The 26,593-nt window shown below is 59.3% G+C and carries 28 protein-coding genes; 13 read left to right on the plus strand and 15 right to left on the minus strand.

Features of this window, described 5'->3' with window-relative positions:
- Window positions 1-16: 16 nt before the first annotated feature.
- Window positions 17-343 carry an antibiotic biosynthesis monooxygenase family protein gene (locus tag GOX88_RS13135; protein WP_170402482.1) on the minus strand — a complete coding sequence of 109 codons (327 nt, stop codon included), beginning with the start codon at window positions 341-343 and terminating at the stop codon, window positions 17-19.
- Window positions 344-467: 124 nt separating this feature from the next.
- Here GOX88_RS13135 and GOX88_RS13140 point away from each other — a divergent pair, with 124 nt between their 5' ends.
- Window positions 468-1,151, plus strand: coding sequence for a hypothetical protein (locus GOX88_RS13140; protein ID WP_254436228.1), 684 nt, complete (start codon window positions 468-470; stop codon window positions 1,149-1,151).
- Between the two features lie 45 nt (window positions 1,152-1,196).
- Here the strand turns inward: GOX88_RS13140 and GOX88_RS13145 are convergent, their stop codons facing one another.
- The 5 genes from GOX88_RS13145 to phhA form a co-directional block, all read right to left on the minus strand.
- Entirely contained in the window at window positions 1,197-3,485 is a 2,289-nt protein-coding gene (locus GOX88_RS13145) for a glycosyl hydrolase family 28-related protein (protein WP_170402485.1), read from the minus strand.
- 133 nt (window positions 3,486-3,618) lie between these two features.
- A complete protein-coding gene (locus tag GOX88_RS13150; RefSeq protein WP_170402487.1) occupies window positions 3,619-4,020 on the minus strand; it encodes a DUF4864 domain-containing protein in 402 nt (133 codons plus the stop codon).
- Between the two features lie 48 nt (window positions 4,021-4,068).
- Entirely contained in the window at window positions 4,069-5,643 is a 1,575-nt protein-coding gene (locus tag GOX88_RS13155; protein ID WP_170402490.1) for a lysine--tRNA ligase, read from the minus strand.
- 121 nt (window positions 5,644-5,764) lie between these two features.
- Window positions 5,765-6,118, minus strand: coding sequence for a 4a-hydroxytetrahydrobiopterin dehydratase (locus GOX88_RS13160; protein WP_170402493.1), 354 nt, complete (start codon window positions 6,116-6,118; stop codon window positions 5,765-5,767).
- Window positions 6,119-6,125: 7 nt separating this feature from the next.
- Window positions 6,126-6,926, minus strand: coding sequence for a phenylalanine 4-monooxygenase (gene phhA / locus GOX88_RS13165; RefSeq protein WP_170402495.1), 801 nt, complete (start codon window positions 6,924-6,926; stop codon window positions 6,126-6,128).
- Between the two features lie 109 nt (window positions 6,927-7,035).
- Between phhA and GOX88_RS13170 the strand changes: the two genes are divergently transcribed.
- A complete protein-coding gene (locus tag GOX88_RS13170) occupies window positions 7,036-7,503 on the plus strand; it encodes an Lrp/AsnC family transcriptional regulator (RefSeq protein WP_170402498.1) in 468 nt (155 codons plus the stop codon).
- 81 nt (window positions 7,504-7,584) lie between these two features.
- A complete protein-coding gene (locus GOX88_RS13175) occupies window positions 7,585-8,007 on the plus strand; it encodes a tellurite resistance TerB family protein (RefSeq protein WP_170327101.1) in 423 nt (140 codons plus the stop codon).
- Between the two features lie 2 nt (window positions 8,008-8,009).
- Here the strand turns inward: GOX88_RS13175 and dacB are convergent, their stop codons facing one another.
- The 3 genes from dacB to GOX88_RS13190 all read right to left on the minus strand — a co-directional run bounded on the left by dacB (window position 8,010) and on the right by GOX88_RS13190 (window position 10,675).
- Entirely contained in the window at window positions 8,010-9,488 is a 1,479-nt protein-coding gene (gene dacB / locus GOX88_RS13180) for a D-alanyl-D-alanine carboxypeptidase/D-alanyl-D-alanine endopeptidase (protein ID WP_170402502.1), read from the minus strand.
- Window positions 9,489-9,554: 66 nt separating this feature from the next.
- A complete protein-coding gene (locus GOX88_RS13185) occupies window positions 9,555-10,175 on the minus strand; it encodes a nicotinate-nucleotide adenylyltransferase (protein WP_170402505.1) in 621 nt (206 codons plus the stop codon).
- Between the two features lie 32 nt (window positions 10,176-10,207).
- Window positions 10,208-10,675, minus strand: coding sequence for an MOSC domain-containing protein (locus tag GOX88_RS13190; protein WP_170402508.1), 468 nt, complete (start codon window positions 10,673-10,675; stop codon window positions 10,208-10,210).
- 103 nt (window positions 10,676-10,778) lie between these two features.
- On the opposite strand from GOX88_RS13190, the gene GOX88_RS13195 reads away from it, so the two are divergent.
- The 6 genes from GOX88_RS13195 to GOX88_RS13220 all read left to right on the plus strand — a co-directional run bounded on the left by GOX88_RS13195 (window position 10,779) and on the right by GOX88_RS13220 (window position 16,618).
- Window positions 10,779-12,113 (plus strand): KAP family P-loop NTPase fold protein, encoded by a 1,335-nt coding sequence (locus GOX88_RS13195; protein ID WP_170402511.1) that lies wholly within the window; start codon window positions 10,779-10,781, stop codon window positions 12,111-12,113.
- 74 nt (window positions 12,114-12,187) lie between these two features.
- Window positions 12,188-13,855 (plus strand): energy-dependent translational throttle protein EttA, encoded by a 1,668-nt coding sequence (ettA, locus tag GOX88_RS13200; protein WP_170402514.1) that lies wholly within the window; start codon window positions 12,188-12,190, stop codon window positions 13,853-13,855.
- Window positions 13,852-14,598 carry an SseB family protein gene (locus GOX88_RS13205; protein ID WP_170402517.1) on the plus strand — a complete coding sequence of 249 codons (747 nt, stop codon included), beginning with the start codon at window positions 13,852-13,854 and terminating at the stop codon, window positions 14,596-14,598. The genes ettA and GOX88_RS13205 overlap by 4 nt, the downstream gene beginning before the upstream one ends.
- 331 nt (window positions 14,599-14,929) lie before the next feature.
- Window positions 14,930-15,382: a hypothetical protein gene (locus GOX88_RS13210; protein ID WP_217354234.1), complete on the plus strand. Its 453-nt coding sequence runs from the start codon at window positions 14,930-14,932 to the stop codon at window positions 15,380-15,382.
- Window positions 15,383-15,660: 278 nt separating this feature from the next.
- Window positions 15,661-15,867: a cold-shock protein gene (locus tag GOX88_RS13215; RefSeq protein WP_170327110.1), complete on the plus strand. Its 207-nt coding sequence runs from the start codon at window positions 15,661-15,663 to the stop codon at window positions 15,865-15,867.
- A 190-nt stretch (window positions 15,868-16,057) separates the two neighbouring features.
- Window positions 16,058-16,618, plus strand: coding sequence for a L,D-transpeptidase (locus GOX88_RS13220; protein ID WP_170402523.1), 561 nt, complete (start codon window positions 16,058-16,060; stop codon window positions 16,616-16,618).
- Here GOX88_RS13220 and GOX88_RS13225 read toward each other — a convergent pair whose 3' ends face one another.
- Window positions 16,619-17,257 (minus strand): arylesterase, encoded by a 639-nt coding sequence (locus GOX88_RS13225; protein WP_170402525.1) that lies wholly within the window; start codon window positions 17,255-17,257, stop codon window positions 16,619-16,621. It abuts the gene before it with no gap.
- 47 nt (window positions 17,258-17,304) lie between these two features.
- Between GOX88_RS13225 and GOX88_RS13230 the strand changes: the two genes are divergently transcribed.
- The gene (locus tag GOX88_RS13230) at window positions 17,305-18,000 is read left to right on the plus strand and encodes an ABC transporter ATP-binding protein (RefSeq protein ID WP_170402528.1); all 696 of its coding nucleotides are present in this window, start codon (window positions 17,305-17,307) and stop codon (window positions 17,998-18,000) included.
- The gene (locus tag GOX88_RS13235; protein ID WP_170402531.1) at window positions 17,997-20,525 is read left to right on the plus strand and encodes an ABC transporter permease; all 2,529 of its coding nucleotides are present in this window, start codon (window positions 17,997-17,999) and stop codon (window positions 20,523-20,525) included. Before GOX88_RS13230 ends, GOX88_RS13235 begins: the two co-directional genes overlap by 4 nt.
- A gap of 2 nt (window positions 20,526-20,527) precedes the next feature.
- On the opposite strand, the gene GOX88_RS13240 is transcribed toward GOX88_RS13235, so the two are convergent.
- On the minus strand, window positions 20,528-20,974 hold the full coding sequence (locus tag GOX88_RS13240; protein ID WP_170327115.1) for an RrF2 family transcriptional regulator: 447 nt from the start codon (window positions 20,972-20,974) through the stop codon (window positions 20,528-20,530).
- Window positions 20,975-21,068: 94 nt separating this feature from the next.
- On the opposite strand from GOX88_RS13240, the gene GOX88_RS13245 reads away from it, so the two are divergent.
- Window positions 21,069-21,638 carry a gamma-glutamylcyclotransferase family protein gene (locus GOX88_RS13245; protein ID WP_170402533.1) on the plus strand — a complete coding sequence of 190 codons (570 nt, stop codon included), beginning with the start codon at window positions 21,069-21,071 and terminating at the stop codon, window positions 21,636-21,638.
- 51 nt (window positions 21,639-21,689) lie between these two features.
- Here GOX88_RS13245 and gltX read toward each other — a convergent pair whose 3' ends face one another.
- A complete protein-coding gene (gltX, locus tag GOX88_RS13250) occupies window positions 21,690-23,015 on the minus strand; it encodes a glutamate--tRNA ligase (RefSeq protein WP_170402536.1) in 1,326 nt (441 codons plus the stop codon).
- A 99-nt stretch (window positions 23,016-23,114) separates the two neighbouring features.
- Window positions 23,115-23,549: a DUF1801 domain-containing protein gene (locus tag GOX88_RS13255; RefSeq protein WP_170402538.1), complete on the minus strand. Its 435-nt coding sequence runs from the start codon at window positions 23,547-23,549 to the stop codon at window positions 23,115-23,117.
- Between the two features lie 116 nt (window positions 23,550-23,665).
- Between GOX88_RS13255 and GOX88_RS13260 the strand changes: the two genes are divergently transcribed.
- Entirely contained in the window at window positions 23,666-24,598 is a 933-nt protein-coding gene (locus tag GOX88_RS13260; RefSeq protein WP_170402541.1) for an MBL fold metallo-hydrolase, read from the plus strand.
- 4 nt (window positions 24,599-24,602) lie between these two features.
- Here the strand turns inward: GOX88_RS13260 and GOX88_RS13265 are convergent, their stop codons facing one another.
- Both GOX88_RS13265 and GOX88_RS13270 read right to left on the minus strand, forming a co-directional pair.
- Window positions 24,603-25,931, minus strand: coding sequence for an NAD(P)/FAD-dependent oxidoreductase (locus GOX88_RS13265; protein WP_170402544.1), 1,329 nt, complete (start codon window positions 25,929-25,931; stop codon window positions 24,603-24,605).
- A gap of 160 nt (window positions 25,932-26,091) precedes the next feature.
- Window positions 26,092-26,325 carry a hypothetical protein gene (locus tag GOX88_RS13270; RefSeq protein ID WP_170402547.1) on the minus strand — a complete coding sequence of 78 codons (234 nt, stop codon included), beginning with the start codon at window positions 26,323-26,325 and terminating at the stop codon, window positions 26,092-26,094.
- Window positions 26,326-26,593 lie beyond the last annotated feature (268 nt).

Consider the following 26,593-nt stretch of genomic DNA (forward strand, 5'->3'; position numbering starts at 1 on the left):
AAGGCTTTGATCCAAGTCAGGAACTGCCAAAAGTTTCTGCCACGTCGTACATCACCGGCTCAAAGCTTTTGCACAGCTCGTTGATCTTGCGGTTGCGGTCGCGCATTTCCGGAGTGCGCAGCATGGCCAGAAAATCCTCGCGGCGTTCCCATTGGGAGTAATTGGCGATCCGCGTCTGGGCATCGTTCACATGCAGCCCGGCCGAAATAAAACCCGGCTGTTTCGAGATGAACTCGGCATAGGCGTCGGTCAGCGCCTCCAGCAGATCGTGGCAGGTACCCGGCGTCATTTCAAAGGTGGTGATAACTGTCTGGACGCTCGCGCTCTTGGAAATCTTCGGCATCTGGATTCTCCTTATCGTTTCACAAGCTTAACACAGGAATTGCAAAGGTCTCGTGTTTCCTTTGCGGGCGAGACCTCTTTGTCGGTTTCCAAAAAATGAACAGGTTACTAACCATCCGTTAACCATGCTGACGGATTCTGCGCGCATGTGCCGGATCATCCTTCTCTTGTCCCTGCTGCTTGCCGCCGCTCCGGCATGGCCCGGGGCGTGGCTGCGGGAAAAGGGTTCGGCATTCACCGCAGCCTCGGTCACCGCCTTCAAGGACCCCGACGGCACGTATGACTACAAAACAGGTCTTTACGCGGAATTTGGGTACAGGCCAAAGCTGACAATCGGGTTGGACTTCGAGGAAAATCGCGACCTTTATGGTCACGCGCTTCTGTTTGCCCGGCTTCCTGTGGCCGATTTCGACAGATGGGGGCGTTTTGCGGCCGAGTTCGGGGCGGGTGCCCATCACCGGCACCGGGACGCCTGGGCCATGTACAAGCTGACCCTCTCTTATGGCAAAGGGTTCCAGACCGGTTGGGGGAACGGTTGGGTGGCCGTCGATACCGCTTTGGAATTGCGCACGCATGACGCCTTGTATCGCAAGCTGGATATCACGGCGGGTCTGTCCGGTGATCGGCTGCTGAACCCGCTGATACAGATCGAAACAGCCTATACGCCCGGCCATTCGCTTTTCTGGAGAGCCCGGCCTTCGGTCATGATCCGAACGAAGAACGGGTCAGCCACCTGGGTGCTGGGCCTCGAACGCAATGACGCGCGCAGCGATACGGGGCTGAAGCTGGCGATCTGGAATGAGTTCTGAGGTCGGTGAACTGGCCGCCCCGTGACAGGACGGCCAGACGTGAAGTCAGCGCTCCATTCGCACGGTTGCGGAAACCTCGCCGCTAACCGCTTCGGGCCAGCGCAGGTTGATCGCGTCGTTAGATGCGCCCTGTTCCAACTCGACATATGGGTTGGCAAAGGTCAGCGACCCGAACACGGTTCTCAGGGACCCCAGAACCGTGACCGCATCACAGCTGCGGGCAAGACCGCCGAACGGCAGTTGACCCGAAGTCTGGACGGTCCAGGCTTGCGATGCAGAACCTTGTGCGTACCTGACCCGCACGGGGTTCGACACTTTCTGGTCCACCCCGTGGAACGTATTGTTCTCGAACGTCACATCCCGATGCGCGTATTTGTTCAGATCGGCATAGGTGGTGTCCACCCGTTCCACCCGGGTGATACTGCCACTGGACGAGCGGAACTTGTTCCCGGTCACGATAACACCGTTCAGGAAGTGGCCTGCACCATAAGGCCGAATGACTAGATAGGTGAACCAGGGCGCAACTTCACTGGAATAGAAGATATTGTCGGTGATGGCCATCGAACTGAACGAGTACCCCGCAGTATACACCGGGTTGGCATCCCTTTCGTTGGTCCACTGGATCGAGCAGTTATCCACATAGTTTCCTGAAATGGTCGAGCTGTTATACGTGCCGATCATGACCAAACCGGCGCTACGAACACCCTGTGGAATGCTGTCGCCTTGGAAAAAGTGGTTCCCCAGGATCATATTGTTGGTGCCGCCCAGAATGGCAAAATGCCGGAACCGCACCGCCCGATTGTGACGCAATTTGACGTCATTGGCGGTGGAGTTCAGAGCGATCGACTTGCGATCCTCCACATTGAAGGATTCTTCGGTGGACAGGAACTGGCAATTGTCGATCAGCATGCCCTGACATCCGGTCCCGATAGACGTGATGCCCCGATCCTTGGGGCGGCTGATGAAACAGTTCGTCACGGCAAAAGTACTGCCCGACGGAGCCAGACGGATCGCGCTGCTGCGGCCGTTGCACTGGAACTCGATTTCTTCCATCCCGAACTTGCGCAGCGTGCTGAACCCGCTGAAATCCAGCAGGTACTTGAAGGACTGGAATGTAAAGGTCTGCGTGCCGGCCGCATCATACAGTGGGGCGTTCAGCGTAATCTCACCTGCGCCCTCGTTCTTGGAACGGACATAGATTTCACGCCCGACCCCGCTGCCCTGTACCAGAGCGCCGACCGGAATATTGGCCACGTTGGCCACGTTCACCAGGCGGGTGGGGTCGTTCGGGTTGTAGGTCGCGACCGAGATGAAAGTCTCGGTATCCCAGGCCGAGCTGTTCTGGACGTCGAACTGGCCATTACGGATTACCCGGCGTGTCGAGAACCCGCTTTGCCGGTTCGGCACCGCGGCGGCCATGTCGATGGGCTCACTGACTGAAATCTTGCGGCCACCCAGATCAAGCGATTCATGGTCCGAGTTGTTCAGCAATGCCTGAAACGCCTTCTTGAACGCCAGCGTTTCATTGCCAAAGGCGTTGATATAGGTCGGCAGGTCGAAATTTTTGGTCAGCAGCAGCATCTTGTCGTCGGGCATCGTAACTGTGCCTTCGAAGTCGATCTCGGACGCGATCGACGTGTCTTGAGCCAGCAGGTAGGTGCCTTCGGGCACGAAAACCGTGCGCCCGTTCGCAGCCTGATCCGCCGCCTCAAAAGCCGCCGAGTCATCCGCCACACCATCGCCGATGGCACCGAAATCGCGAACATCGACGAGGCTGATCAGGTTGCGCAGGAACACACCGGTGACATCCACAATCTCGATATCGTCGACCCGGATGACGGCCCCGTTTGCACCATCGATGTCCAGCCCGAAATGCCCGTACAGCGCCTGCACGCCCCAGGGCATATCCACGCCGGGGCGCTGGCCGGTGCCAACGATGGCGGTGATCTCATGCACCGTGCCGTAACCGGACAACTGCGTCGCCGGGCCCTGCTCGACCACACCGGTCACCTGCACGTCTCCGGCACCGCCAGCCCAACCGGCGATGCGTATTTCGGGCAGCGGCCCGCTGATCGCTTTGACCCGCGCCTTGACCTGAAGATAGCATCCTGGCAGCAACGGCGTTTGACCCATATAGCGCAGACGCTGCGTGGCGCTGACCTTAAGTATCTCAAGGCAGCCGCCGAAATCCGCATCGGCCGGAACAAACGCACCGGTGCCCGACCCGTCATAGGTGGGCGAGCCCGGCGTGCCATCGCCGCTGGACCACACGTTCAGACCATTTGCGAAAGCAGGCGGCATGAACACGATGCCGTCGGTGATTGCCTTATTCATAGAAATCCCTTTCCCAATCGCGCCGCATCAGCGCGCATAAACCCAGTGCCCGGAGGCACCGCCCCGAACCCAAAAACCTGAGTACCGAAAAGGAATTAATCGCCGCTCATGTCACCGTGACGGTGGTGTTGCATCACGCGGCTGGATCAGAGTTACCCAGCAGCTGCACGCCATTGATCTTCCAGCCGTTTTCAAGAGGCACCATCTGATAGTCGAGGATATGCACCCGGCCCGCGCCGTCGGTGATCATGACCTTCTGCCACAGTGAACCAGCGATTTCACGCAGTTCGAGAAACCGCACATCCGCAGGCCGCCAGACCATCGGATAGCCGCGTTTAACCATCACTCCGAAATTCTCGGGCGTCCGGAACAGTTGTTGGATTGTCGGGCTGGCAAAGGTGAAAGCAGTAGCGAAATCATCCGCCTTGAACGCCTGTATCTGCGCCGCGATATTGGCCTCGATCTCGTCACTCTGGGCAAATGCGCCCGAGGCCAGTCCGACGCACAGGGATAAAGCAAGCAAATAACGACGCATGGGGCCACCTCCTGATCAAAGGGTAGCCCCACGCAGTATCAGGTCAAATCAGACCAATTCTCCGGCCAACGCCTTGTCGATCAATGCGATGGTTTCGGGCACACCGTAGAGCGCAATGAAGCCGCCGAACCGCGGACCCTGCGAGGCGCCCAGCAGCACCTCGTAAAGCGCGGTGAACCAGCCTCGCATCGGGTCAAAGCGTTCGCGTCCGATGGAGTAGACCACCGATTGCAGCGCTTCGTCTTCAATCGGACCGTCATAGGCCTCAAGCGCGGCTTTCAACGCCTCCAGCGCTTCGCGTTCCTGGTCGGTCGGCGCGCGATGCTGGCGGGTCGGTTTCACAAAGTCGTTGAAGTAACGCACGGCAAAGCCCGCCGCCTGATCCAGATCGGGATGGCTTTCCGCCGTCGCTTCGGGCGCGTAACGGCGGATGAAGCCCCACAGCGCCTCTTTGTCCTCGGCCCCGGAAACGGACGCCAGGTTCAGCAACATCGCAAACGGCACCATCAGCGTGGACTCGGGAACATCTCCGCTGTGAATATGCCAAACGGGGTTATTCAACTGAGCCTTCAGCTCCTGCCCCGGATAGGCGCGCAATTGTTGATGATACTCATCCACTGCCTTTGGGATCACGTCGAAATAGAGGCGCTTCGCCGTCTTGGGCTTCTGATACATGAAGTAGGACAGGCTTTCGGGCGCGGCATAGGTCAGCCACTCCTCCATCGACAGGCCGTTGCCTTTCGACTTGGAAATCTTCTGTCCCTGCTCGTCATTGAACAACTCATAGCTCAACGCCTCAGGTGGCTGTTTGCCCAGCGCCCGGCAGATTTTCGACGATTGCGTGACCGAGTCGATCAGGTCCTTGCCCGACATCTCGTAATCCACGCCCAGCGCGGCCCAGCGCATGGCCCAGTCCGGCTTCCACTGCATCTTGACGTTACCGCCGGTGACCGGGAGTTCGACCTTCTCGCCATCGGGCTCCTGATAGACGATCGTGCCTTTGGCCACGTTGCGTTCCAGCGTCGGAACCTGCAGCACATGGCCGGTTTTCGGGCTGATCGGCAGGAAGCACGAATAGGTCTCACGCCGCTCGGGCCCGAGGGTCGGCAGCATGATCTCCTGGATCTTGTCGAACCGCTCCAGCGCGGTCAGCAGCGCCTCATCGAACTTACCGCTGGTGTAGTAATCAGTGGCCGACGCGAATTCGTATTCGAACCCGAAACTGTCCAGAAAATCGCACAGCATCGCATTGTTGTGCTGGGCAAAACCCGCATGGGTGCCAAACGGATCGCGCACCTTGGTCAACGGCAGATGCAGGTCTTCTTTCAACTCTTCCTGCATCGGTACATTGGTCGGCACCTTGCGGAAACCGTCCATATCGTCCGAGAAACAGATCAGCTTGGTCGGAATGTCGCTGATCTGCTCGAACGCATGGCGCACCATCGAGGTCCGCGCGACCTCGCCAAACGTACCGATATGCGGCAGGCCCGAGGGGCCATAGCCGGTTTGAAACAGCACATATCCCTTTTCCGGAGCCGCTTTCTGATAGCGTTTGAGCACCCGGCGCGCCTCTTCGAAAGGCCAGGCCTTGGACGACATCGCGGTTTCACGCAGTTCAGACATCAGATTTGCTCCATCGGGAAAAACAGCGCCGACCGCCCCATGCAACCGACCGGCCCCTCCTATTGTGCCGGTGCAGCATGAGTCAATAAACTGCGGGGTTTTTCCTGATTGGAAGGCTGATTTACCCGGTCAACTGGTCCAGTTTGGCGGCCCAGATAAAGTCATTCTCGCTGAGACCACCGATTTCATGGGTCGTCAGTTTGACGTCCACATAGCCCCACCCAAAGCTGACATCCGGGTGATGCCCCTGTTGATCAGCCAGCCAAGCGCAGAGATTGGCCAGATAGGTTGCCTTGGCGAAGCCCTTGAACTTGTAGTGACGGCTGAGTTCTTTTGCCTCGGCGTCCAGTTTCCAGTCAGACGACAGTTCCGCCATATGCGTGTTCGCCTCGTCCCGGGTCAGGGCTGGGACACCGCCGGAACAAGGCACGCAGGTGCGGTCCGAAAGGCTGCAGGTTTGTCCTGATGTGGTCATGATCCGTTCACTCCGCTGCGGTTGCTTTTTCCGGGAACTTGTTTGGCAGCAACCCAAGGGACTGCGCCTGACGCACATCCGCCAGCAGATCTCGATCCGCGGCTGCAAACAGCTCCTCAGGCGAGTTTAGCACGAAATAACCCATCTGGTGCATGTCGATCCGATAGGGCGTGCGCAGGATCGTCAGAATATCGAACGGATCGCGGTCGGGAATGTCGCTTTCCACGGCATAGACCAGCTCGGTTGGCGAGGACGCAAGCCCGGACCCCAGCGCCTTGATCTCTCCGTCCTGCCGACGCAATCCAAACTCGATCGAGAACCAGTAGAGCCGGATCAGCCAGGAATAATCCTTGTCGCCCGCCTTCGTCCCGGCCTTGCCGATAGCATGGCTAAAGGCCGCAAAGCGCGGATCGCTCAGCAAGGGCGTGTGGCCGAAAATCTCATGAAAGATGTCGGGCTCTTCGATGTAATCGAAATCCTCGCGCGAGCGGATGAAGGATGCGGCGGGAAAGACCCGGTCTGCCAACATGCCAAAGAACGTTTTGAACCCGATCAGTGCGGGCACCGGCTGCACCCGCCACCCGGTCATGTCCAAAAGGCGTTCCGAGATATCGGCACAGGACGGCACACGGGTTTTCGGCAGGTCCAGCCTATCCAGCCCAGCAAGGTAATCGCGGGCCATGTAGCGCTGCACATTCTTCTCTTGCGCGGCATAAAGATCAGCCCAAACCGCGTCTTCCTCAGCTGTATAGGCGATATGGCCGCGCGCATCAGCCACCTTGGAGACGTATTTGGTCGATTTTGGCATCACTTTTTCCTCCTTGAGGAAAGTATAGCCGCGCGCCCTGACGATTTTGATTTGTTGCAACGTCGTTTTACCGATACTTTGGCAAATATATATCGCAGGATCATCTTTAATGAAACAAACGCTTCAACCCGCTGATATTGCAATCCTGCAAGAGTTGCAGACCGATGGCCGCCTGTCGATGCAGGACCTTGCCGACCGCACCGGCCTTTCGGCCTCGCAATGTTGGCGGCGGGTGCGCGATCTTGAGGCGACCGGCGTGGTCTCCGGCTACATCGCTCAGGTGCGGGCCAAATCCGTGGGGTTGGACGCCATCGCTTATGTTCACGTCGCTCTGCGAGACCATCAGGAGGACAACATCAACGCGTTCCTTCGGCTGGTCGAAACCGAACCGCAAATTGTCGAATGCGCCTCGATCACCGGGGATCATGACTTTATCCTGAAGGTTTATGCCAAAACGCCCGAAGACCTTGAGCATTTCATCATGCAGCGGCTGCTGAAGTCCGGTTTGGTGCGTGACACCCGCAGCAATTTCGTGCTGCGCCAGACCAAAACACGGGGGCCGTTGCCCATTCTGTGACCCAATCCGGCAAAATCCGTTGAACCTGCCCGCCAGCCCTCCTATCGTGCGAGCGCAGAAAAGACCAATCAGGACGACACCATGACCGAACAAGTACCCCACCCGATGTCCCCACAGGATTGCCTTGTCGCGATCATGGTTGCGGTCTCTGCCTCGGATGAGACCATCCGCACCGCCGAGCTGGTCAAGATCGAAGGCGCGGTTAACATGCTGCCGGTTTTCGCCGAATACGACATCGACCGCACCCGTCGTGTGTCGCAAACAGTGTTCGACCTGTTCGAACAGGAAGACGGGCTGGATGCCCTGTTCGGCCTGATCCGCGACAACCTGCCCGAGCGGTTGCACGAAACCGCCTATGCGCTGGCCTGTGACGTGGCCGCGGCGGACGGGTCGCTTGCCGAGACCGAGCTGCGCCTTCTGGAAGAGATCCGGTACGAGCTGAATATCGACCGTCTGCACGCCGCCGCGATCGAACGCGGTGCACGGGCGCGCCACACCACCTGACCCTAGCTGCCTGCCAACATTCCCCAGCGTTCGATCAGCGCGCGCTGCAGCTTGCGCGACCTGTTGTTCCAGCTGCGCGCGCCGTCGGGGCGTTCGCGCAGCGCCCGGGGGATGGTCGCGCGGTGATCGACATCAGCAGTAAAGATGGCAAAGGCCAGCTCTGATCCATCCGGTGCCGTGATAAATCCGCCCAGCCCCGATACGAAATTCAGCGTTCCTGTCTTGGCATCCACCCTGATCGGATGATCCTTGACCGGCCGCCCCTGACTGTCCAAAAGCTTGAATTTCTTGAGCAGCGGCTGAAGAGCCCCGTCCTTATGCGCCTTGACCAACGCTGTCACCAGATCAGCAGGCGCGACGCGTGACGCATCGCCAAGCCCCGAGTGATCCACCATCGCGATGCCACGCACACCGTAGGTTTCATAGGCCCAGCGGTTCATTTCTTCAGCGGAATCAGCCAGACTCTGCAACTCGGCACCCCGCGCTTTCGAAGCCGCCATTCCAACCATTTCAGCTGTGATATTGGTCGAGTATTTCAGCATGCCCTGAATAATACTCTCCAGCGGGTCGCTTTGGTGCACCGCCAGGACGGTGCCTTGCGGGGTTTCGCGTGTGATCTGTACACGGCCCAGAACGATTCCATTCACCCGCGCCAGCGTGCGGAATACATCCCCGGCATAAAGCGCCGGTTTGCGCACCGGCAACCAGCGCGCGCCGCCATTGCCCAGCGCGCGCCGGGCAACGGTCCAACGGTCCTGCCGGGCACTGGGCTGATAAGTGTAGATAGGCAGGCTACGCTTTTCGACCCGCATCGACGCCATATCCACCGACGGCCTGTAATCGGCCGTGCGGGCATCCATGGTCACATCATGGCCGGTGCCACCGCGCTTCCATTCGAAATGCACGCGGTTGAAGTTCAGAGCAACGCCGCTGACGGCCGGGCTGTATCCCAGATGATCCGGCTGCCCCGGATCGATGCTGAAGACATAGGGAAGCGCTCCGTCATAAACCTTGAACGCGCCGCGCACTTCGGTAATCCCAACCTCGCGCAAATTGGCCGCCATAGCGGCCAGATCGTCGGTATCCAGCAGGGGGTCTCCGCCGCCTACAAGGATCAGATCACCATGCAGCACGCCGTTCTCGATCGGACCGTCCGCCATCAATGCGGTTTCAAACCGATAGTCTGCCCCCAGAACATCCAGAGCGTAGAGAGCGGTCAACGCCTTGGCGACACTGGCAGGGGGCAGGCCCTGATCTCCGCCAAATGCCTCAATCTGAGCGCCAGTTTCCACATCCGAGACGGCAAAGACCACCTCGCCCCGCAGCCCTGCAGCCCGAACAAGCCGCTCGGCCCCGCCGGACAGGTCCTTCCGAAGCAGAGGCCGCAAAGACCGGACAGGGGCATCGGCCAGAGCCGGACCTGAAACGGCCGAAGCCCCCAGCCCGGCAAGAAACAAACGACGTGAAAGACGATCAACCATGGGTCAATTAAAATCCCAGAGATCACAGGCAAACAACCACTGAATGCGATTATGCGCCCATCGTGGCTATTCAGGCAACACCCCGCCATCCCATTCGCCCCGCGTGCGCAGCTCGGTCGAGCTGACATCGACCATAGGAACATTGACGAAACACCACGCCGGAGCTTGCGCCCGTCCCAGCAGATGCCGCGCCTGTCCGTCGATGCGATAGCGCGCATACAACCGGGCCGCAGGCGACATCCGGGCCGAAATTCGATCCCCTGGCCGGGCTACCACACCGACCGGCACGCTATCCATGATCCGGCGCCAGTCTTTCCAGCGGTGAAACTGCGCCAGATTGTCGGCACCCATCAGCCAGACGAACTTCACATGCGGGTAAAGCCGCTGCAACGCCGCCAAGGTGTCCGCCGTTGCACGTGTTCCGGTCAGCGCCTCGACATCTGTCACCTCAACGCGCGGATGCTGCATAACAGCCTGCGCGGCCCTGACCCGCCGTTGCATTGGCGCGGGGCCGCGTTCCTTCAACGGATTGCCCGGCGAGACCAGCCACCACACGCGATCCAGCCCGAAGGCCTTCATCGCCTCAAGCGTGGCATGCACATGCCCCCGATGCGGAGGATCGAATGACCCGCCGAACAGACCGATGACCTGCCCCGGTCGTGCATATGGAATGGCGCTGCGCAACATCCCTTGCTGATGTTCAGAACTGAAGCGTCTTGTCAATCAACAGGTTGCACAGGATCACCCTGCCTGACCCGCCCGGGCTGCACCACTTCGGCACACCAACCGCCATGCCCGCGCACGGCGGAGTAGCCGCCCTTGCCCAGCGCCTCTTCCATCCGGCTGCACGGCGCGCAGATTACGGTAAAGCGCAGAATGGCATCCCCCACCTGCACCTCACGCCCTTTGAGGGCCGCCAGATTGATCCCCGAAACCACCAGATTGCGCCGCAGGACTTCAGGTGCCACGGGCCCCTGCCCCAGAAAAGAGCCAATCGCCGCCAGATGCTCCTGTTGGATCAGAGTCACCGCCCGCTTACCCGCACGGCTACGGTCACCGTCGAGCCCGCCGGCAGAGATCAAAGCTTCATCTACAACAATCATCCCTACTCGCCGCTCGGGCCGCAATCCGATCCAATCAATCCGTCCCGGCTGCGCCCAGCCGGCAATGAGATGTCTCAAGGACATCAAAGGCTCCGAGACTTTCGCGCCTCCCCTCATTTAGCAGTCTGGCCGTTCCCGAGACAGCCGCTAATAGTAGCGCTGATTGATTTGTGAATTGGAGCCAAATATGCGCCTGACCATCCCCGAACCCAAGATCAAGCTTTATGAAGATGGGTTTGACAAGCACGACAAACTCTCTCGCAAGCCTACGGGCGACAAGCTTTCAGATTTAATCGAACGCATTGACGACCCACTAGTGATCGCACTGGACGGTGCGTGGGGTTCCGGAAAATCGCTCTTCTTGAAATGCTGGGTCGGAGAACACTTGAAACGCCGAGAGAACACTACTCAAACTGTCTATTTTGATGCGTTCAAGCATGACTATCTTGATGATCCTCTTGTTGCGTTGACTGGAGCAATTGCTGACCGATTCCGGAATCAGAAGGACGAACAGCAAGAACAAGACCAAACGCGGATACACAACCTCAAAAAAACCGCATGGGCCGTGAGCAAAGCAGCAGGAAGAATAGGGCTGTCGGCTGTCACTTTTGGTGCGACCGAAGTTCTTAGCGATCTAGGCGACGAAATCGCAAAGGCTGCGGGTGAAGAAGCTAAAGCCTTCCTCGACAGGGCGACCGGCAACGAACAAGCTAACCATTTTTGGGATGCGCATCAGGCGAAAATAGCAGCTATGGAAGCATTTCGTCTCGCGTTGACTGAGTTAACAGAGCCCAAAGCAACGGAAAACCGCGAGGACAGACCCTCAAAGAAGCTCGTAGTTGTAGTAGACGAGTTAGACCGCTGTCGCCCCGACTACGCGCTATCGCTGCTTGAAATCATCAAACACTTTTTCAACGTGAATGGTGTACACTTTATTCTAGGAACCAATTTAGAAGAATTGAAGAATAGCGTACGAGCCAGATATGGTCACCGAATTGACGCGACCACTTACTTACACAAGTTTTGTTCCGTCGTACTGAAACTCCCAACCAACGTTGATTATTCTTCCGAAAAAATAATTTACCTCAATTTCGCATCAAGTCAGATGCAGATACCGATTCCCATGCACGAAACAGTTCGCAGCTATTTGGATCGTTATCATGGGGAGATTCCAATGACTCTTAGGACGATCCAGAGGATTTTGTCAGTTCTCGCTTTGGTTTCTTCCAGGCAAGCCGACTCCGGGCACAGAGAGTTTGTTGTGGCAGCTGCATTCTTGAAGGTTTGCTCACCGAACACATATGAAAAGATGAAAAATAACATCCTCACGATAGAAGATTTGAAGGAAGTTTTTCACCTCGACCAGTATGATATTGCTTGCTGGAAATCAGTGCTGAGCGCGGCGCTAGGCAACAACGAAACCTATGCTCAGACCCAACGGCTAATACCGCAAACGCTTCTTCCGGATCTTTGTGAGGAGTGTTTAGAAACATTCAGCCCAGTTGGATTACTAAATGGTTAACGAGGAATTGCCCCCACCCCAACCATCCGCTATCACACCGCCCAACCTGATTTCCCCGACCCAAAGGACGCGACATGGCCGCCTATCAATATGTCTACCACATGCAGGGTGTCTCCAAGACCTATCCCGGTGGCAAGAAGTGCTTTGAAAACATTCACCTGAGCTTTCTGCCCGGCGTGAAAATCGGTGTCGTCGGTGTCAACGGCGCGGGTAAATCGACGCTGATGAAGATCATGGCCGGCCTCGACACCGACTTCACCGGTGAGGCATGGGCAGCTGAGGGCGCCAAGGTCGGCTATCTGCCGCAGGAACCGCAGCTGGATGAATCTCTGACCGTCCGTGAAAACGTCATGCTGGGCGTGGCCGCGAAAAAGGCCAAGGTTGACCGCTTCAACGAAATCGCCATGGAGATCGCCGAGAACTACTCGGACGAGCTGATGGAGGAAATGACCACCCTGCAGGACGCGATCGACGCGGAAAACCTCTGGGATCTCGACAGCCAGATCGACGTCTCGATGGAGGCGCTGCGCTGCCCGCCGGACGATGCCAACATCGCCAACCTCTCGGGTGGTGAGAAGCGCCGCGTTGCGCTCTGCAAGCTGCTGCTGGAAGCGCCCGACATGCTGCTGCTCGACGAACCAACCAACCACCTGGACGCCGAGACCATCGCCTGGTTGCAACAGCACCTGATCGACTACAAGGGCACCATCCTGATCGTCACCCACGACCGCTATTTCCTGGACGACATCACCGGTTGGATTCTCGAACTCGACCGTGGCCGCGGCATTCCTTACGAGGGCAACTATTCCGCATGGCTGGAACAAAAGGCCAAGCGGCTGGAGCAGGAAGCCCGCGAGGACAAGTCCAAGCAGAAGACCCTGCAGCGTGAATTGGAGTGGATGCGTCAGGGCCAGAAGGCCCGTCAGGCCAAGTCCAAGGCCCGGATCAACGCCTATAACGAGCTGGCCGAGCAGTCCGAACGCGAAAAGCTGACCCGCGCCCAGATCGTCATCCCCAACGGCCAGCGCCTTGGCGGCAAGGTGATCGAGGTCGAGGGCCTGTCGAAACATATGGGCGACAAGCAGCTGATCGAAGGGCTGGACTTCGCCCTGCCCCCCGGCGGCATTGTTGGCGTCATCGGCCCCAACGGCGCCGGTAAATCGACGCTGTTCAAGATGCTCACCGGTCAGGAACAGCCCGACAGCGGCTCCATCACATTGGGAGACACGGTCGAACTGTCCTATGTTGACCAGTCCCGCGACGACCTCAAGGACAACGACACCGTGTGGGAGGCGATCACCGGCGGCGCTGAGATCATCCAGCTGGGCGACGCGCAGGTCAATTCCCGCGCCTATTGCTCGTCCTTCAACTTCAAGGGCGGCGACCAGCAGAAAAAGGTCTCGCTGCTATCCGGCGGTGAGCGCAACCGCGTCCACATGGCCCGCCTGCTGAAAGAGGGCGGCAACGTCCTGCTGCTCGACGAACCGACCAACGATCTGGACGTCGAAACCCTGCGCGCGTTGGAAGACGCCCTGGTCGATTTCGCCGGCTGCGCTGTGGTCATCTCACACGATCGTTTCTTCCTTGACCGTATCTGCACGCATATTCTGGCCTTCGAGGGCGATGCCCACGTGGAATGGTTCGAAGGCAACTTCGAAGACTACGAAGAGGACAAGAAACGCCGCCTGGGTCCCGATGCCCTGGAGCCCAAGCGGTTGAAACACAAAAAGTTCGCACGATGATCGACTTTATCGATAAACGCATCGACAAGTGGAAGCGCAGCGTCCGCAAGCGGGTTGCTATTCGGCGGTTGGAACGCATTCCACAAAACGCACCGAAAAACTGTGTCATTGTGGCCAGTAATGGCCGATCCGGCAGCACGTTGACCTTTCTGGCCCTTGCTGAAGCGTTGAAAGAGGTCGATCCGGTATCGGCCAACAAGGTGGATTTTGTTGCCCGGCTAAGTGACACGGAGTTCTACGCTCCGTGCGTATACAAGACTCACGACTTTCCTCAGCCACTGTCCACATGGCCCGAGAATACCCGGGTCGTTTTTTGTTTCGGGCCGACCAAGGATTCAGCGTTTTCCGTCTTTTCCGCTAAGGAAAGATACGGCGCGGACTGGATCGATCAGCACTTCTATCATCTGCACGCCACCGGCACCTTTGATGAGTTGTTCGAACGCGACGTGCTGCAGCAGGCAAAACAGATCAAAGAATGGATCACGTTTGAAGATGTTCCCGTTCTGTGCGTTCGCTATGACGCGCTTTGGGATCATCAGGAAACGATTTCGCGGTTTACCGGGTTGGAATTCACACCGCCCAAACGGCGCGAGCGGACCCCGAAAGACATCCCGGAAGAGTTCAAGACCAGCGCCGATCGGTTGTATGACCCGATTGATGAGGTGATCGACCAGCTGCCGGAATGTTTTATTGCCTCGGCCCAATACAAAAGCGTCGTGGACAAACTGCCCGTCACCGACTGATCTGACTGAGTGACGTACACCTTTTTAGAGACCCGCCAGTGTCTTTATAAACTTACGGGACCGGTGCGACAGCAATGTCGGGCGCGGCGACCCCACCGGGCCGCCCGCACTCGAAACCTTCCTGGGTGAAATCCATCCGGTCAACTTGGCAACCGGTTAAACCTGGTTCAATCTGTCACCACCCCGGCAAGAGCGGATGTCAAGAAACAAAGGATCGATTCTGTAAAAGTGCTTTTTTCGAAAGGGCTTGTATTCATTGCCAAGCCACTCTGTGGCTCCACATCGGTCCGCAATTATCTGACGCGACACCTGTCGAAGAAATCCGGAGATTTTGCCATCAGACTACGCGCACGAGTCCGAATGCCGCTACAACTTTGAAACCGGTTGGGATGAAGCTACGACTATGAAGTTCGAGGACTGGGTCCAGCTTGGCAAGCTAGGCATGAAGGAAGGGTGGAAAGAACAGGCCCCCAATTGGATATCCACGAAAAACCTGTCGCCCCTCAGCCTTGAGGCCTACGCATTTGACCGGGCCGGCGTTAACCACGTCGATCACCTGTTTCGGCTCGAATACAATGATGAGCTGAATGGCTGGCTTTCCGAAAGGCTGCCGAAACCCTGGTTTTCAGCTTTTTCACGGCGCGTAAACGTGATCCCACATATCAACCAAGCGGGTGCAGGTGGTCACACCGAAAGTGGCCGAAAACCCATTGCTCTGTCCGAAAAAAGCCTGAACGCGATCCAGCTATTGTTTCCAACCGAAAGCAAAATGTACGGAATTTAATCTGGCTTTACCTGTTTTCCGGGCGGGCTATCAGTAACGTGTGGGGTGGGGCCCATCAGGCCATATTGGCCATCCACATTGAATATCCGGGGATCTTTTGTTTCCTGCAGGACAAGACTCCTCCCTTGCCCCGCGCCGTTGCCGATGCCATATCTAGAGGGCTAACGTTATTCTATTTCGACCTACTGTCTCCTTCTACGGCGCTCAGTCTATCGATCCAGACAACGACGCCAGGCTGCCGCAACTCCGTGGGCAGCACTAAACAGGAGACAACGGATATGCCCGCAGGCACCGTAAAATGGTTCAACACCACCAAAGGCTACGGCTTTATCGCACCCGAAGATGGCGGCAAAGACATCTTCGTCCACATCTCGGCTGTGGAACGCTCGGGCCTGACCGGTCTGGCCGACAACCAGAAGGTCACGTACGAGCTGCGCGCCGGTCGTGACGGCCGCGAAAGCGCCGACAACATCGTGCTTGCATAAGCTATTGAAAGGGCAGAGCGATCTCTGCCCTTTTTCTTTTCTGATCGCAGGCCTGCGTACGCGCTTGCGCCTGAATGTGTGTCTCTGCGATGACATCACAATCGGTTTACTTCTCTCCAGCGATTGACCAGATCGGTTATCCTTCCGACATTGGTGTCAAGATTTGTCTGTTGTTTTGAAGAGAGCTGCCATGTTCACGCGCCGTACCTTTCTGACCGCAACCGCAGCCGCCAGCCTTGTGCCCGGCGTTGCGGCCGCAAAGAAGAAAGCTGTCGAATACGACCCCACCCCGCAATTTGTGCGCATCAAAAAGCAGTTCCAGCCGGGACAGTTGCTGGTCGCGCCGCGGTCGTTCTACCTGTACTACGTGACCGAGCCGCGCAAGGCGGTTCGCTATGGCTGCGGAGTGGGCAAAGCCGGGCTGGAGTTTACCGGCACTGCCACCATCGACGTCAAGAAAGAGTGGCCAACCTGGCGCCCCACCGACGAGATGATCGAGCGCGAACCCGTCACCTATGCCCGCTTCAAGGACAATGATTATGTTCAGCCCGGGGGCGGCGACAACCCGTTGGGCGCGCGGGCACTGTACCTGTTCCAAAACGGCGTCGACACCTATTTCCGCATTCACGGCACCACGCAGCCGCAGACCATCGGTCATGCGGTCTCAAACGGTTGCATCCGAATGATGAATGAACACGTGATCGACCTCTATGAACGTGTGCCGGTTGGGACCGTCGTGACCGTCGTCTGATCACTGCTGGGCCGCCGCGATAAGCTCCAGCACGTGAGGTCCCAGGTTTTCAACGATCAAAGCCACGCCGTCGGCATTCGGGTGAATGCCGTCCGGTTGCATAAACTGGCGGGCGGCGTCGGGATCGCCCTCGGCAGTCAGGCCGGAGAAAAAACTGGGGGCATAGCCAGTTTCATACTGGCCTGCCAGATCCGGGTAGATGGCATCAAACGCCTGTTTATAGTCGGCGCCATAATTCCCCGGCGCCTGCATTCCGACCAATAGGATATCGACATCCGCCGCGCCCGCCGCTTTGACAATCGTTTCAAGATTGGCCCGCGACACCGCCGGGTCGATCCCCCGCAGCAGATCATTGCCGCCAAGCGCCACGATCATCCCGTCCACCTCTGGCGTAAGGGTCCAGTCCACCCGCGCCGCGCCGCCTGCCGTGGTATCCCCGGACACGCCGGCGTTGATCAGGCGCACATCCGCACCCTGCGCCTGCAGCCAGCGATCCAACTGAGGCACAAAACCGTCTTGTTCGGGCAGCCCATAGCCTTGCGTCAGCGAATCCCCTAATGCGGCGATCACCACTTGCTCGGCTGTGGCCGCAAAGCCGCAACACGCAAACAGCATCGACATCAAAGCCTTGCGCAACATCTGAACCGCTCCATATCCCAATTGACCGTCCCCATCCGGAAAGCCCCATGACGACACCCATTCTTTCGCTCCAAAATGCCGCTTTGTCGCTGGATGGCAATGCCGGCCGGGTAAATATTCTGCATGACATCACCCTGACCGTCACCCAAGGCGAAACGCTGGGGTTGGTTGGACCGTCAGGGTCCGGCAAGTCCTCACTGCTGATGCTGATGGGCGGGCTGGAGCAGGCGACCGGGGGCGAAATCACTGCTTTGGGCCATGATCTGACAGGAATGGATGAGGATGCGCTTGCCCGGTTCAGGCGTGATGCAATGGGGGTGGTGTTTCAGAACTTTCACCTGATCCCCACCATGACCGCACTGGAAAACGTGGCCACTCCGCTGGAACTGGCTGGGCACAAGGATGCCTTTGTTCGTGCCGCGGCCGAACTGGACGCGGTGGGCCTGTCGCATCGGCGCGACCACTACCCCGCGCAATTGTCGGGGGGTGAGCAGCAACGGGTGGCGCTGGCGCGCGCATCCGCTCCGCGCCCTCAGATCCTGCTGGCCGACGAGCCGACGGGGAACCTCGACGAAACCACCGGTGCGGCCATCGTCGATCTGTTGTTCGGTTTGCGTGACAGACACGGTGCCACGCTGGTTCTGGTCACCCACAGCCACAGTCTGGCGCGAAAATGCGACCGGGTGATCCGGTTGCGGGATGGCACCATCGCAGAAGACACGCAACAAGAGGCCGCGGAATGAGCCTGCGTCTGGCCGGTCGTCTGGCACGCAGGGAGCTGCGCGGCGGCGTGCGCGGCTTTCGCGTGTTTCTGGCTTGTCTGGCGCTGGGGGTGGCTGCCATTGCCGCTATCGGGTCGGTGCGTTCTGCGATCCAGACCGGGCTGACGCAGGAAGGCGCGGCGCTGCTGGGCGGAGACGCGCAGCTGGAATTCACCTACCGCTTTGCCACTGAGGACGAGCGCGCGTGGATGCAACAAGCCGCAACCGAAGTGTCCGAGGTTGTGGATTTCCGCTCGATGGCCGTCGTGCGTCAGGGGGGCGAAATCCAGCGCGCCCTGACGCAGGTGAAAGCCGTGGACGCAGCCTATCCGTTGTTGGGAACAGCAAAGCTGAAGCCTGACCAATCGCTTTCCGCCGCGCTGGACGGCCAACAGGGCCTGCCCGGAGCGGTCATGGACCCGGTGCTGATGGATCGGCTAGGCCTGTCCGTCGGAGACCGCTTTGCACTTGGGACGCAGGATTTCGTGCTGACGGCCGCCTTGATCCATGAACCCGACGGCGCTGCAGATGGCTTTGGCTTGGGGCCGCGCACTTTGGTCCGGACGAGTGACTTGCAGGCATCCGGCCTGTTGGCACCGGGGACGTTATTTTCCACAAAATACAGGTTGAACCTGCCACCAGGGGCCAACCTCGAACTGCTGTCATCGGATGCAAAGCGGAGTTTCGACGGCACCGGCATGCGTTGGACCGATGCCCGCAACGGGGCGCCGGGGATTGCCGAGTTTGTCGCGCGGCTCAGCGCCTTTCTTGTTCTGGTCGGCCTGTCCGGTCTGGCGGTAGGTGGCATAGGCGTATCGGCTGCCGTCCGCGCTTATCTGGCGCAGAAGACCGAAACCATCGCCACACTGCGCACGCTGGGCGCGGATCGCGCAACGATTTTCCAAACCTACCTGATCCAGATCGGGGCTTTGTCAGGGATCGGCATTGCGTTGGGGATCGCTCTGGGGGCGGTATTGCCCCTGTTGCTGGCTCCGCTGATCGAGGCTCGCCTGCCCGTCCCTGCCGTTTTCGCGCTCTACCCCCGCCCTCTGGCCGAGGCCGCGCTGTATGGATTACTGACCGCGTTCCTGTTCACTCTCTGGCCTCTCGCCCGGACCGAGGAGGTCCGCGCCGCAACCCTGTTCCGCGACGCGCTGTCATCCGCGCGCGCGCTTCCACGCACCGCCTTCGTGGTCGCAACCGGGATCGGGCTGGCTCTGCTGATCGCATCCGCCGCTTGGTTCAGCGGCTCGGTGCGCCTGACGCTCTGGACATCCGCAGGGCTGGTCGGCGCGCTGGTTCTGCTGTCCCTTTCGGCCCTTGCGATCCGTAGACTGGCCCGCATCAGCACCACAGCCGCCCGTGGCCGACCTGCCCTTCGATGGGCTTTGTCGGCGATCTCGGATCCGCGTGAAGGGGCTGCTTCGGTTGTGTTGTCTCTGGGGCTGGGTCTTTCGGTGCTAGCAGCGGTTGGCCAGATCGACGGGACCCTGCGCAATGCGATCTCGGGCAACCTGCCCGACGTGGCCCCGTCGTATTTCTTTGTCGACATTCAAAAAGACCAGATGCCCGGGTTTAGAGAACGGCTGGAAACCGACCCCGCCGTCAGCCGCATCGAAAGCGCCCCGATGCTGCGTGGGATCATCACCCAGATCAACGGCCAGCCTGCCCGCGATGTCGCGGGCGATCACTGGGTTCTGGATGGGGATCGGGGCGTAACCTATTCCGCCACACCGCCCAAAAACGCCCGCATCACCGCAGGCGCATGGTGGCCCGAGGATTACTCAGGCACGCCGCAAGTCAGCTTCGCCGCTGAAGAAGCCGAAGAGATAGGTCTGGCCCTTGGCGACGAATTGACCGTGAACATTCTGGGCCGCGACATCACCGCCGAAATCACTTCTTTCCGCGAGGTTGATTTTTCGACCGCTGGCATGGGGTTCATCATGTCGATGAATCCCTCCGCCCTTGCCGGGGCGCCGCATAGTTTCATCGCCACCGTCTATGCCGAAGAACAGGCCGAGGCCGCCATCCTGCGCGATCTGGCAGGGCAGTTCCCCAACATCACTGCAATCCGGGTGCGCGATGCGATTGACCGCGTCTCGGGCCTGCTGGCCGGGCTGGCCGCCGCGACTTCTTACGGTGCGGGAGTATCCTTGCTGACCGGCTTCCTTGTGTTGATCGGAGCCGCCGCCGCAGGTGAAACCGCGCGCCGTTACGAATCCGCGATCTTAAAGACGCTGGGCGCGGACCGGCGGCGCATATTGATCAGCTTCGCCCTGCGCTCGGCCCTGCTGGGGGCGGCGGCCGGGGCCGTTGCCCTGCTGACTGGCATTTTAGGGGGATGGGCCGTCGCCACCTACATCTTCGACACCGGCTTCTCGGTCATCTGGACCTCAGCCCTAGGCATCGTTCTGGCCGGCATTTTGGTGACCTTGGGCGCGGGCCTTGCCTTTGCCCTGCGCCCCCTGGCCGTACGTCCGGCCCGCATTCTGCGGGCTACCGACTGATCTCAGCGCACGCAGGCGACCGGTTGCAGGATTTGCAGCAAGTGGTCGTTGTCGCAAACCAGCGCGTCCAGCGTGATCTCATCCAGCGAGGCATAGAACACCTCTGCCGCGTCCTGCAGCGCCAGCCGCAACCGGCAGGCATCCGTCAGGGGGCAGGTGTTGTCTGCATCCGCAAAGCACTCGGCAATCGGCAGGTTGCCTTCGACGTGGCGGAACACCGAGCCGATGCGGATTTGATCGGCTGGACGTGCCAGAGACATGCCACCGTTGCGACCGCGTTGCGTGCTCAGGTAGTTCAGCTGGCTCAGTTGGTTGATCACCTGCGCCAAATGGTTTTCCGAGATGTTGCACACATCGGCGATCTCGGCCTTCGTCACCAGCCGATCCTGATGCGCCGCGCAATACATCAACAGGCGCACCGCGATATTTGTCCGTTTGGTAATCCTCATCGAGACCTCCCAAATTTCAAGATGCGATCTTATTGCATGTCCGACAAAAAAGCGGTTTGACATACATCAATCGCTCAAAAAGGACTTGCGGCGCATGGCAGACCCTTATTTCTTTGGCTATGGCAGCCTGGTGAACCTTACGACCCATGATTTTCCCGACCCACATCCAGCGCAGTTGAAGGGGTGGCGGCGGGCATGGCGACACACCGATCTGCGCCCCGTGGCCTTTCTGACCGCGATTCCGGACCCTGAGTCCCGGATCGAGGGGATGATCGCCCATGTCCCAAAAAATGACTGGGCAGCACTGGACGAACGGGAATGGGCCTATAACCGGATTCCCACGACCCACGCCGTCACGCACCCCCTGACCCATGATGTTGAAATCGCTGTTTACGCGGTACCGCAGGGCCGTCACTCCGAGCCCATCAATCGCCATCCGCTGTTGCTCAGCTATATCGACGTGGTCGTGCAGGGGTATCTGCGCACCTTTGGCGAGGACGGTGCCGACCGGTTCTTTGCCACGACCGACGGGTGGGACGCGCCGATTCTGAACGACCGGGCCGAACCCCGCTATCCCCGGCACCAGCAGTTGAAACCGGCCGAGACGGAATTTGTCGATGACCGCCTGAGGCGTTTTTCTGCGTCGATCGTGCAAACCGCATAGAAAAAGGCGGGGCCGATGGGCTCCGCCTTTCAATAATCAGTTCTGTCGTGATCAGCCGCGCGCGCGGATCACCTGCAGCAGCGGCAGCAGGGTCGCCATTTCCGGCCCGCGCTCCATGCCCGTCAGCGCCTTGCGCAGCGGCATGAACAGACCCTTACCCTTGCGGCCCGTGGCCTCTTTCACGGCTTTGGTCCAGGTACCCCAGGTCTCGCCATCAAACGGGCCTTCGGGCAGCAAAGCGACTGCCTCAGCGATGAAGTCGCGGTCTTCGTCGGCGATCAGAGGCTCTGCCCCGTCGCGGCACAGCTCCCACCAGCCTTTGAGATCACCCAGAGTGGTGATGTTCTCGCGCGCCATGGCCCAGAAGGGCTCGGCCAGCTCTGCCGGAACGCCAGCCTCGGCCACCGCATCGGCCACGTTCGCCAGCGGCAGCGATTGCAGATGTTTGGCGGTCAGCGGGAACAGGTCCTGCACGTCGAACTTGGTCGGCGCGGCACCAAAGCGACTGACATCAAAGCCTTCGATCAGTTCGGCCATGTCCGAGCGCAGCTCGACCGGATCGGACGAACCCAGACGCGCCATCAGGCTCAGCAGTGCCATCGGCTGAACGCCCTGTTCGCGCAAATCGCGCAGGGCCAGCGTTCCCAGACGCTTCGACAACGCCTCACCCTGCGGGCCGGTCAGCAGCGAGTGGTGCGCGAAACGCGGGCAGGTGCCGCCCAGCGCTTCGATGATCTGAATCTGCGTTGCAGTGTTGGTCACGTGATCCGAGCCACGCACCACATCGGTCACGCCCATCTCGGTGTCATCCACCACGGACGCAATCGTATAGAGAACCTGACCGTCACCGCGGATCAGAACCGGGTCAGACACCGAAGCCGCATCGATCGAGATGTCGCCCAGAATGCCGTCGTTCCACTCGATCCGTTCATGGTCCAGCTTGAAACGCCAGACACCATTGCCGCGCTCAGTGCGCAGGGCCTCTTTCTCGGCATCCGACAGGTTCAGCGCAGCGCGGTCATAGACCGGCGGCTTGCCCATATTCAGTTGCTTCTTGCGCTTCAGGTCCAGCTCGGTGGGCGTCTCGAACGCCTCATAGAACCGGCCCATCTCGCGCAGCTTGTCGGCGGCCTCGGCATAGCGGTCCAGACGCTCGGACTGACGTTCAATCCGGTCCCAATGCAGGCCCAGCCACTCCATATCCTGCTTGATGGCGTCGACATATTCTTCTTTCGACCGCTCAGGATCAGTGTCGTCGATACGCAGGATGAACGTGCCGCCGGCCTTGCGGGCGATCAGATAGTTCATCAGGGCGGTGCGCAGGTTGCCCACATGGATGTAACCGGTGGGCGACGGGGCAAAACGGGTGGTGGTCATGGGTGTCTCCTGTTGGCGCGGCTCATGTCACAGGACGGGCCAATTGTCCAGACGAACACCTTTTGCAACGACCTAGTTGGGAATTGACCAGCCAGCTATTCAGGTCGGTTCGACTGGCCAATGCTTCTCGAGATCCTCAAGCCCGGCGCGGATCAACTCGGCCAGAACGTCCAGATCGATATCCGCCAGCTTGTTCACATAAAGGCAGGACTTGCCCAGCTTGTGCTTGCCCAACCGGGACAGGATGTCGCCGAAATCCGCATAGCCGGGCATGATGTAGATCGACAGCGCCGCCTTGCGCGGGGAAAAGCCAGTGGCCAGAAAATCGCCCTCACGTCCGGATTTGTAGCGGTAGTGATAGCGGCCATAGCCCACGATCGATGGACCCCACATGACCGGCTCGAACCCAGTTGTTTTGCGGAAAAGCCTATCCAAAGCCAGCGCATCCCCGGCCTTTGATGCCGGTTGGACCGCCGACAAAAAGCGCTCGACACTTTCGCCAGTAGGGACGGTTTTGTTTTCAGATCGCGGCATGAACAAGAATTAACACGACATGTTCATACACGCATCCCACTTCTTAAGGGTATAGTCTGGCAAGGGCCTCTTGCCGACCTAACTCACCAACAGGTGTTCTGACAGGGAGAACCACAATGACCATCAAACTCACACGCCGCGCCGCATTGGGTTCTGCGGCCGCTTTGCCGTTTGCGGCAGCCGCGACCCCGCTTTTGGCCGCCGGAGCCGAGGCCAAGGCGAACTCGACCATCGCCAAATCGTTCACGCTGGGTGATTTCACCGTCACCACTTTGCTGGATGGCAGCCTGCCCCGTGACGGTGCAAAGGAGATTTTCGGCGGAGGTGCCTCGGATGAGGATTTCGCCAAGGTGTCGGCCGACAACTTCATCTCGCCAGAAGTGGCGCAGTTCTTCTTCACCCCTACGCTGGTCAATACCGGGTCCGAACTGGTGCTGTTCGACACTGGCCTTGGTAAAGGTGGCATTCAGGCTGCGCTGGCGGATGCGGATGTCACCCCCGATCAGATCAACGTTGTTGTCATCACCCACATGCACCCCGACCATATCGGCGGCATGACCACGAATGACGCGCCGACCTTCCCCAATGCACGTTATGTCACCGCATCACCCGAGTATGATTTCTGGGCGGCGCAAGAGGCCGGAAACCGGGTCGGCGATATGGTGGCCGCCAAGGTGACACCACTGGCCGAGAAAATGACCTTTATCGAAGACGGTGGTGAAGTTGCCTCGGGTATCACCGCCGTCGCGGCTCATGGGCACACGCCCGGCCACACGGTTTATCATCTGGAAAGCAACGGTCAGCGGCTGGTCCTGACTGCTGACTTGGCCAACCACTATGTCTGGTCCTTTGCCCATCCGGAATGGGAAGTGCGGTTTGACATGGATAAGGCGGCGGCCACCGCCTCGCGTCGCAATGTTCTGGGCATGCTGGCTGCCGACAAGGTGCCGATGATCGGCTATCACATGCCCTTCCCTGCCGCTGGCTTCGTCGAAACCCGCGGCGACGGGTTCCGCTTCGTGCCGGTCAGCTATCAGATGATGGGCTAGCCCCTCAATATCCGGGGTCCGGCCGCACTTTTGAGCCATCCGTGAAACGGGACAGGCGGAAGGCGGCCGGATCGACGCAGGGGGCAGTTCCAGCAACCAGATCAGCCATCAAGCGACCCGCCCCCGGGCCGATGCCGAACCCATGGCCCGAGAACCCGGTTGCGATGAACATGCCCGGCAAGTGATCGACTCCCGAGATCACCGGCACCGCGTCTGGCGTGACGTCAATCAGGCCAGCCCAACTTTGAACTAGCTCGGACTGCTCCAACACCGGGAACCCCTTGCGCGCTGCAGCCCAGGCCTGCCGCAGGGCTTTGGGTGAGGGCTCGGGGTCCAGCACACGGCAATGTTCGAACGGTGTAACATCGGTGGGCAGCCACGTCCGGTCCTGCTGCACCTCGATGCTCCAACGCTTTGACAGACGAAATCGCAGTGATCGCCATTCCTGTGTAAATGCGGGTAGGAACTGCCGCGCCAGCCGAAAACTGTCGGGTACGATATCCACCGTGTTTTCATGCCCCGACGCGATGGAATAGCCCCCGTCTGCCCGTTTCCGCATGGCAAAATCATCGGACCAAAGCGCCGCGTCCGGCCCTTCCGTCGGTGAGGTCCGCAGAACCGTATTCAGAACCTTCAATTGCGGCAGGTCGATCCCCGCGTTCCCGGCAAAAAGACGTGACCAGGCACCACCGGCCAGAACCACGAAGTCACAGGACACGCGGCCACGCTCGGTGAATACGCCTGCGATGCGACCATCCCGGGTATCGACACTGCGGACGGCGCAATTGGTCATCAGAACAGCGCCGCGATCCCGCGCTGCCTCGGCAATTGCCGGGGCAGCCAGTTGCGGTTCCGCCCGGCCATCCTGCGGCATGAAAAGGGCACACTCATGAGAGACCTGATTGCCCGGCAGCAGATCATTCAACTCGGACCCTAAAACCAGCTTCGCACCGGTCTGCAACCCATCCACGTGACGCAACCACCGTTCCAGGTTGCCTCTGCCGCGTTTGCCCGAAGCGCCAAACAGAATGCCCGCACGCGTATAGCCCGTTTCGCGCCCGATACGCTGATCCAGCCCCTGCCAAAGATGCAGCGACTCGACCATCAGCGGAATCTCTCGCGGGTCGCGCATCCCCAGACGGACCCACCCCCAGTTGCGAGAGCTTTGCTCGCCCGCGATCTGCCCCTTTTCGCACAACAGCACCGAGGCGCCGCGTTCGGCCAGCTCTAACGCGGTTGATGCACCGATGATGCCACCGCCGATGACAACGACATCCACGGATTTGGGCAGGTGCAGATCGGGTTCGACGGGGGTTGGTTTGGGACCGGGCATCAACCGCTCTTACATCATGGCTCGGGCCGCCATGAATGCGTGGGGCGGGCGCTTAGGCAACATGCCTTCTGCCGCAGACGAGATGTTTTTTGACAGCTGTGGCGCACACGCCAACGGGCGCGAGAAAACCCGCGCCGCACTGCTTGAATTCGCTGGATGGTTACGCTGCGCCGCTCAGTTCGGCCCATTTCTGGCGCAAGGTTGCCGCAAGACCGCTATTGCGGGTCTGCGCCTCTTCGTCCATTTCCGCCTGTTCGGGCAAGACCGGAAAGGCCGCCTTGGGTTTCGCTGGCTCGGCCGCAGGCTCGGGGTCTTCGCTTTCTTCTTCCCGAAGAAGATCAGCAATCGCCGTGTCAAGCTTGGCCTCGTCCAGAACCCGCCCCTCGGATTCCATAGACTTGTACCTTAACGGTGGGTGAAGCGGCTTGTCATATCCCTCATACATAATAACACCAAATCGTTAACTCAGATATTCACCATATGTGCGCAACAGTTCATACATCGAATTGAGGTCACGCTGCCCCATGTGAGGCGTTAATTAAGCTAAAATGTGGCAAAAAAATGTCTCAATTTCAAGCGGTCAGTTCCCTGAACGCCTGGAAAATTAAAGCGCCATCCGCTTTTAGGAAACAATAACCCTGTGGTCTGAAAAATGGATCAAA

The sequence above is a fragment of the Ruegeria arenilitoris genome (assembly GCF_013030985.1).
Taxonomy (GTDB): Bacteria; Pseudomonadota; Alphaproteobacteria; order Rhodobacterales; family Rhodobacteraceae; genus Ruegeria; species Ruegeria arenilitoris_B.

What these genes read in the sequence shown, in the direction of transcription:
- GOX88_RS13265 (WP_170402544.1), bottom strand. Translation starts at nt 25,931, where the DNA reads ATGCCCGGTCCCAAACCAACCCCCGTCGAACCCGATCTGCACCTGCCC.
- GOX88_RS13150 (WP_170402487.1), bottom strand. Translation starts at nt 4,020, where the DNA reads ATGCGTCGTTATTTGCTTGCTTTATCCCTGTGCGTCGGACTGGCCTCG.
- GOX88_RS13145 (WP_170402485.1), bottom strand. Translation starts at nt 3,485, where the DNA reads ATGAATAAGGCAATCACCGACGGCATCGTGTTCATGCCGCCTGCTTTC.
- ettA (WP_170402514.1), top strand. Translation starts at nt 12,188, where the DNA reads ATGGCCGCCTATCAATATGTCTACCACATGCAGGGTGTCTCCAAGACC.
- GOX88_RS13205 (WP_170402517.1), top strand. Translation starts at nt 13,852, where the DNA reads ATGATCGACTTTATCGATAAACGCATCGACAAGTGGAAGCGCAGCGTC.
- GOX88_RS13240 (WP_170327115.1), bottom strand. Translation starts at nt 20,974, where the DNA reads ATGAGGATTACCAAACGGACAAATATCGCGGTGCGCCTGTTGATGTAT.
- GOX88_RS13225 (WP_170402525.1), bottom strand. Translation starts at nt 17,257, where the DNA reads ATGTTGCGCAAGGCTTTGATGTCGATGCTGTTTGCGTGTTGCGGCTTT.
- GOX88_RS13230 (WP_170402528.1), top strand. Translation starts at nt 17,305, where the DNA reads ATGACGACACCCATTCTTTCGCTCCAAAATGCCGCTTTGTCGCTGGAT.
- GOX88_RS13235 (WP_170402531.1), top strand. Translation starts at nt 17,997, where the DNA reads ATGAGCCTGCGTCTGGCCGGTCGTCTGGCACGCAGGGAGCTGCGCGGC.
- GOX88_RS13190 (WP_170402508.1), bottom strand. Translation starts at nt 10,675, where the DNA reads ATGTCCTTGAGACATCTCATTGCCGGCTGGGCGCAGCCGGGACGGATT.
- GOX88_RS13220 (WP_170402523.1), top strand. Translation starts at nt 16,058, where the DNA reads ATGTTCACGCGCCGTACCTTTCTGACCGCAACCGCAGCCGCCAGCCTT.
- GOX88_RS13135 (WP_170402482.1), bottom strand. Translation starts at nt 343, where the DNA reads ATGCCGAAGATTTCCAAGAGCGCGAGCGTCCAGACAGTTATCACCACC.
- GOX88_RS13195 (WP_170402511.1), top strand. Translation starts at nt 10,779, where the DNA reads ATGCGCCTGACCATCCCCGAACCCAAGATCAAGCTTTATGAAGATGGG.
- GOX88_RS13175 (WP_170327101.1), top strand. Translation starts at nt 7,585, where the DNA reads ATGACCGAACAAGTACCCCACCCGATGTCCCCACAGGATTGCCTTGTC.
- gltX (WP_170402536.1), bottom strand. Translation starts at nt 23,015, where the DNA reads ATGACCACCACCCGTTTTGCCCCGTCGCCCACCGGTTACATCCATGTG.
- GOX88_RS13160 (WP_170402493.1), bottom strand. Translation starts at nt 6,118, where the DNA reads ATGACCACATCAGGACAAACCTGCAGCCTTTCGGACCGCACCTGCGTG.
- GOX88_RS13245 (WP_170402533.1), top strand. Translation starts at nt 21,069, where the DNA reads ATGGCAGACCCTTATTTCTTTGGCTATGGCAGCCTGGTGAACCTTACG.
- GOX88_RS13270 (WP_170402547.1), bottom strand. Translation starts at nt 26,325, where the DNA reads ATGGAATCCGAGGGGCGGGTTCTGGACGAGGCCAAGCTTGACACGGCG.
- GOX88_RS13170 (WP_170402498.1), top strand. Translation starts at nt 7,036, where the DNA reads ATGAAACAAACGCTTCAACCCGCTGATATTGCAATCCTGCAAGAGTTG.
- GOX88_RS13155 (WP_170402490.1), bottom strand. Translation starts at nt 5,643, where the DNA reads ATGTCTGAACTGCGTGAAACCGCGATGTCGTCCAAGGCCTGGCCTTTC.
- GOX88_RS13185 (WP_170402505.1), bottom strand. Translation starts at nt 10,175, where the DNA reads ATGTTGCGCAGCGCCATTCCATATGCACGACCGGGGCAGGTCATCGGT.
- dacB (WP_170402502.1), bottom strand. Translation starts at nt 9,488, where the DNA reads ATGGTTGATCGTCTTTCACGTCGTTTGTTTCTTGCCGGGCTGGGGGCT.
- GOX88_RS13260 (WP_170402541.1), top strand. Translation starts at nt 23,666, where the DNA reads ATGACCATCAAACTCACACGCCGCGCCGCATTGGGTTCTGCGGCCGCT.
- GOX88_RS13140 (WP_254436228.1), top strand. Translation starts at nt 468, where the DNA reads ATGCTGACGGATTCTGCGCGCATGTGCCGGATCATCCTTCTCTTGTCC.
- phhA (WP_170402495.1), bottom strand. Translation starts at nt 6,926, where the DNA reads ATGCCAAAATCGACCAAATACGTCTCCAAGGTGGCTGATGCGCGCGGC.
- GOX88_RS13255 (WP_170402538.1), bottom strand. Translation starts at nt 23,549, where the DNA reads ATGCCGCGATCTGAAAACAAAACCGTCCCTACTGGCGAAAGTGTCGAG.
- GOX88_RS13215 (WP_170327110.1), top strand. Translation starts at nt 15,661, where the DNA reads ATGCCCGCAGGCACCGTAAAATGGTTCAACACCACCAAAGGCTACGGC.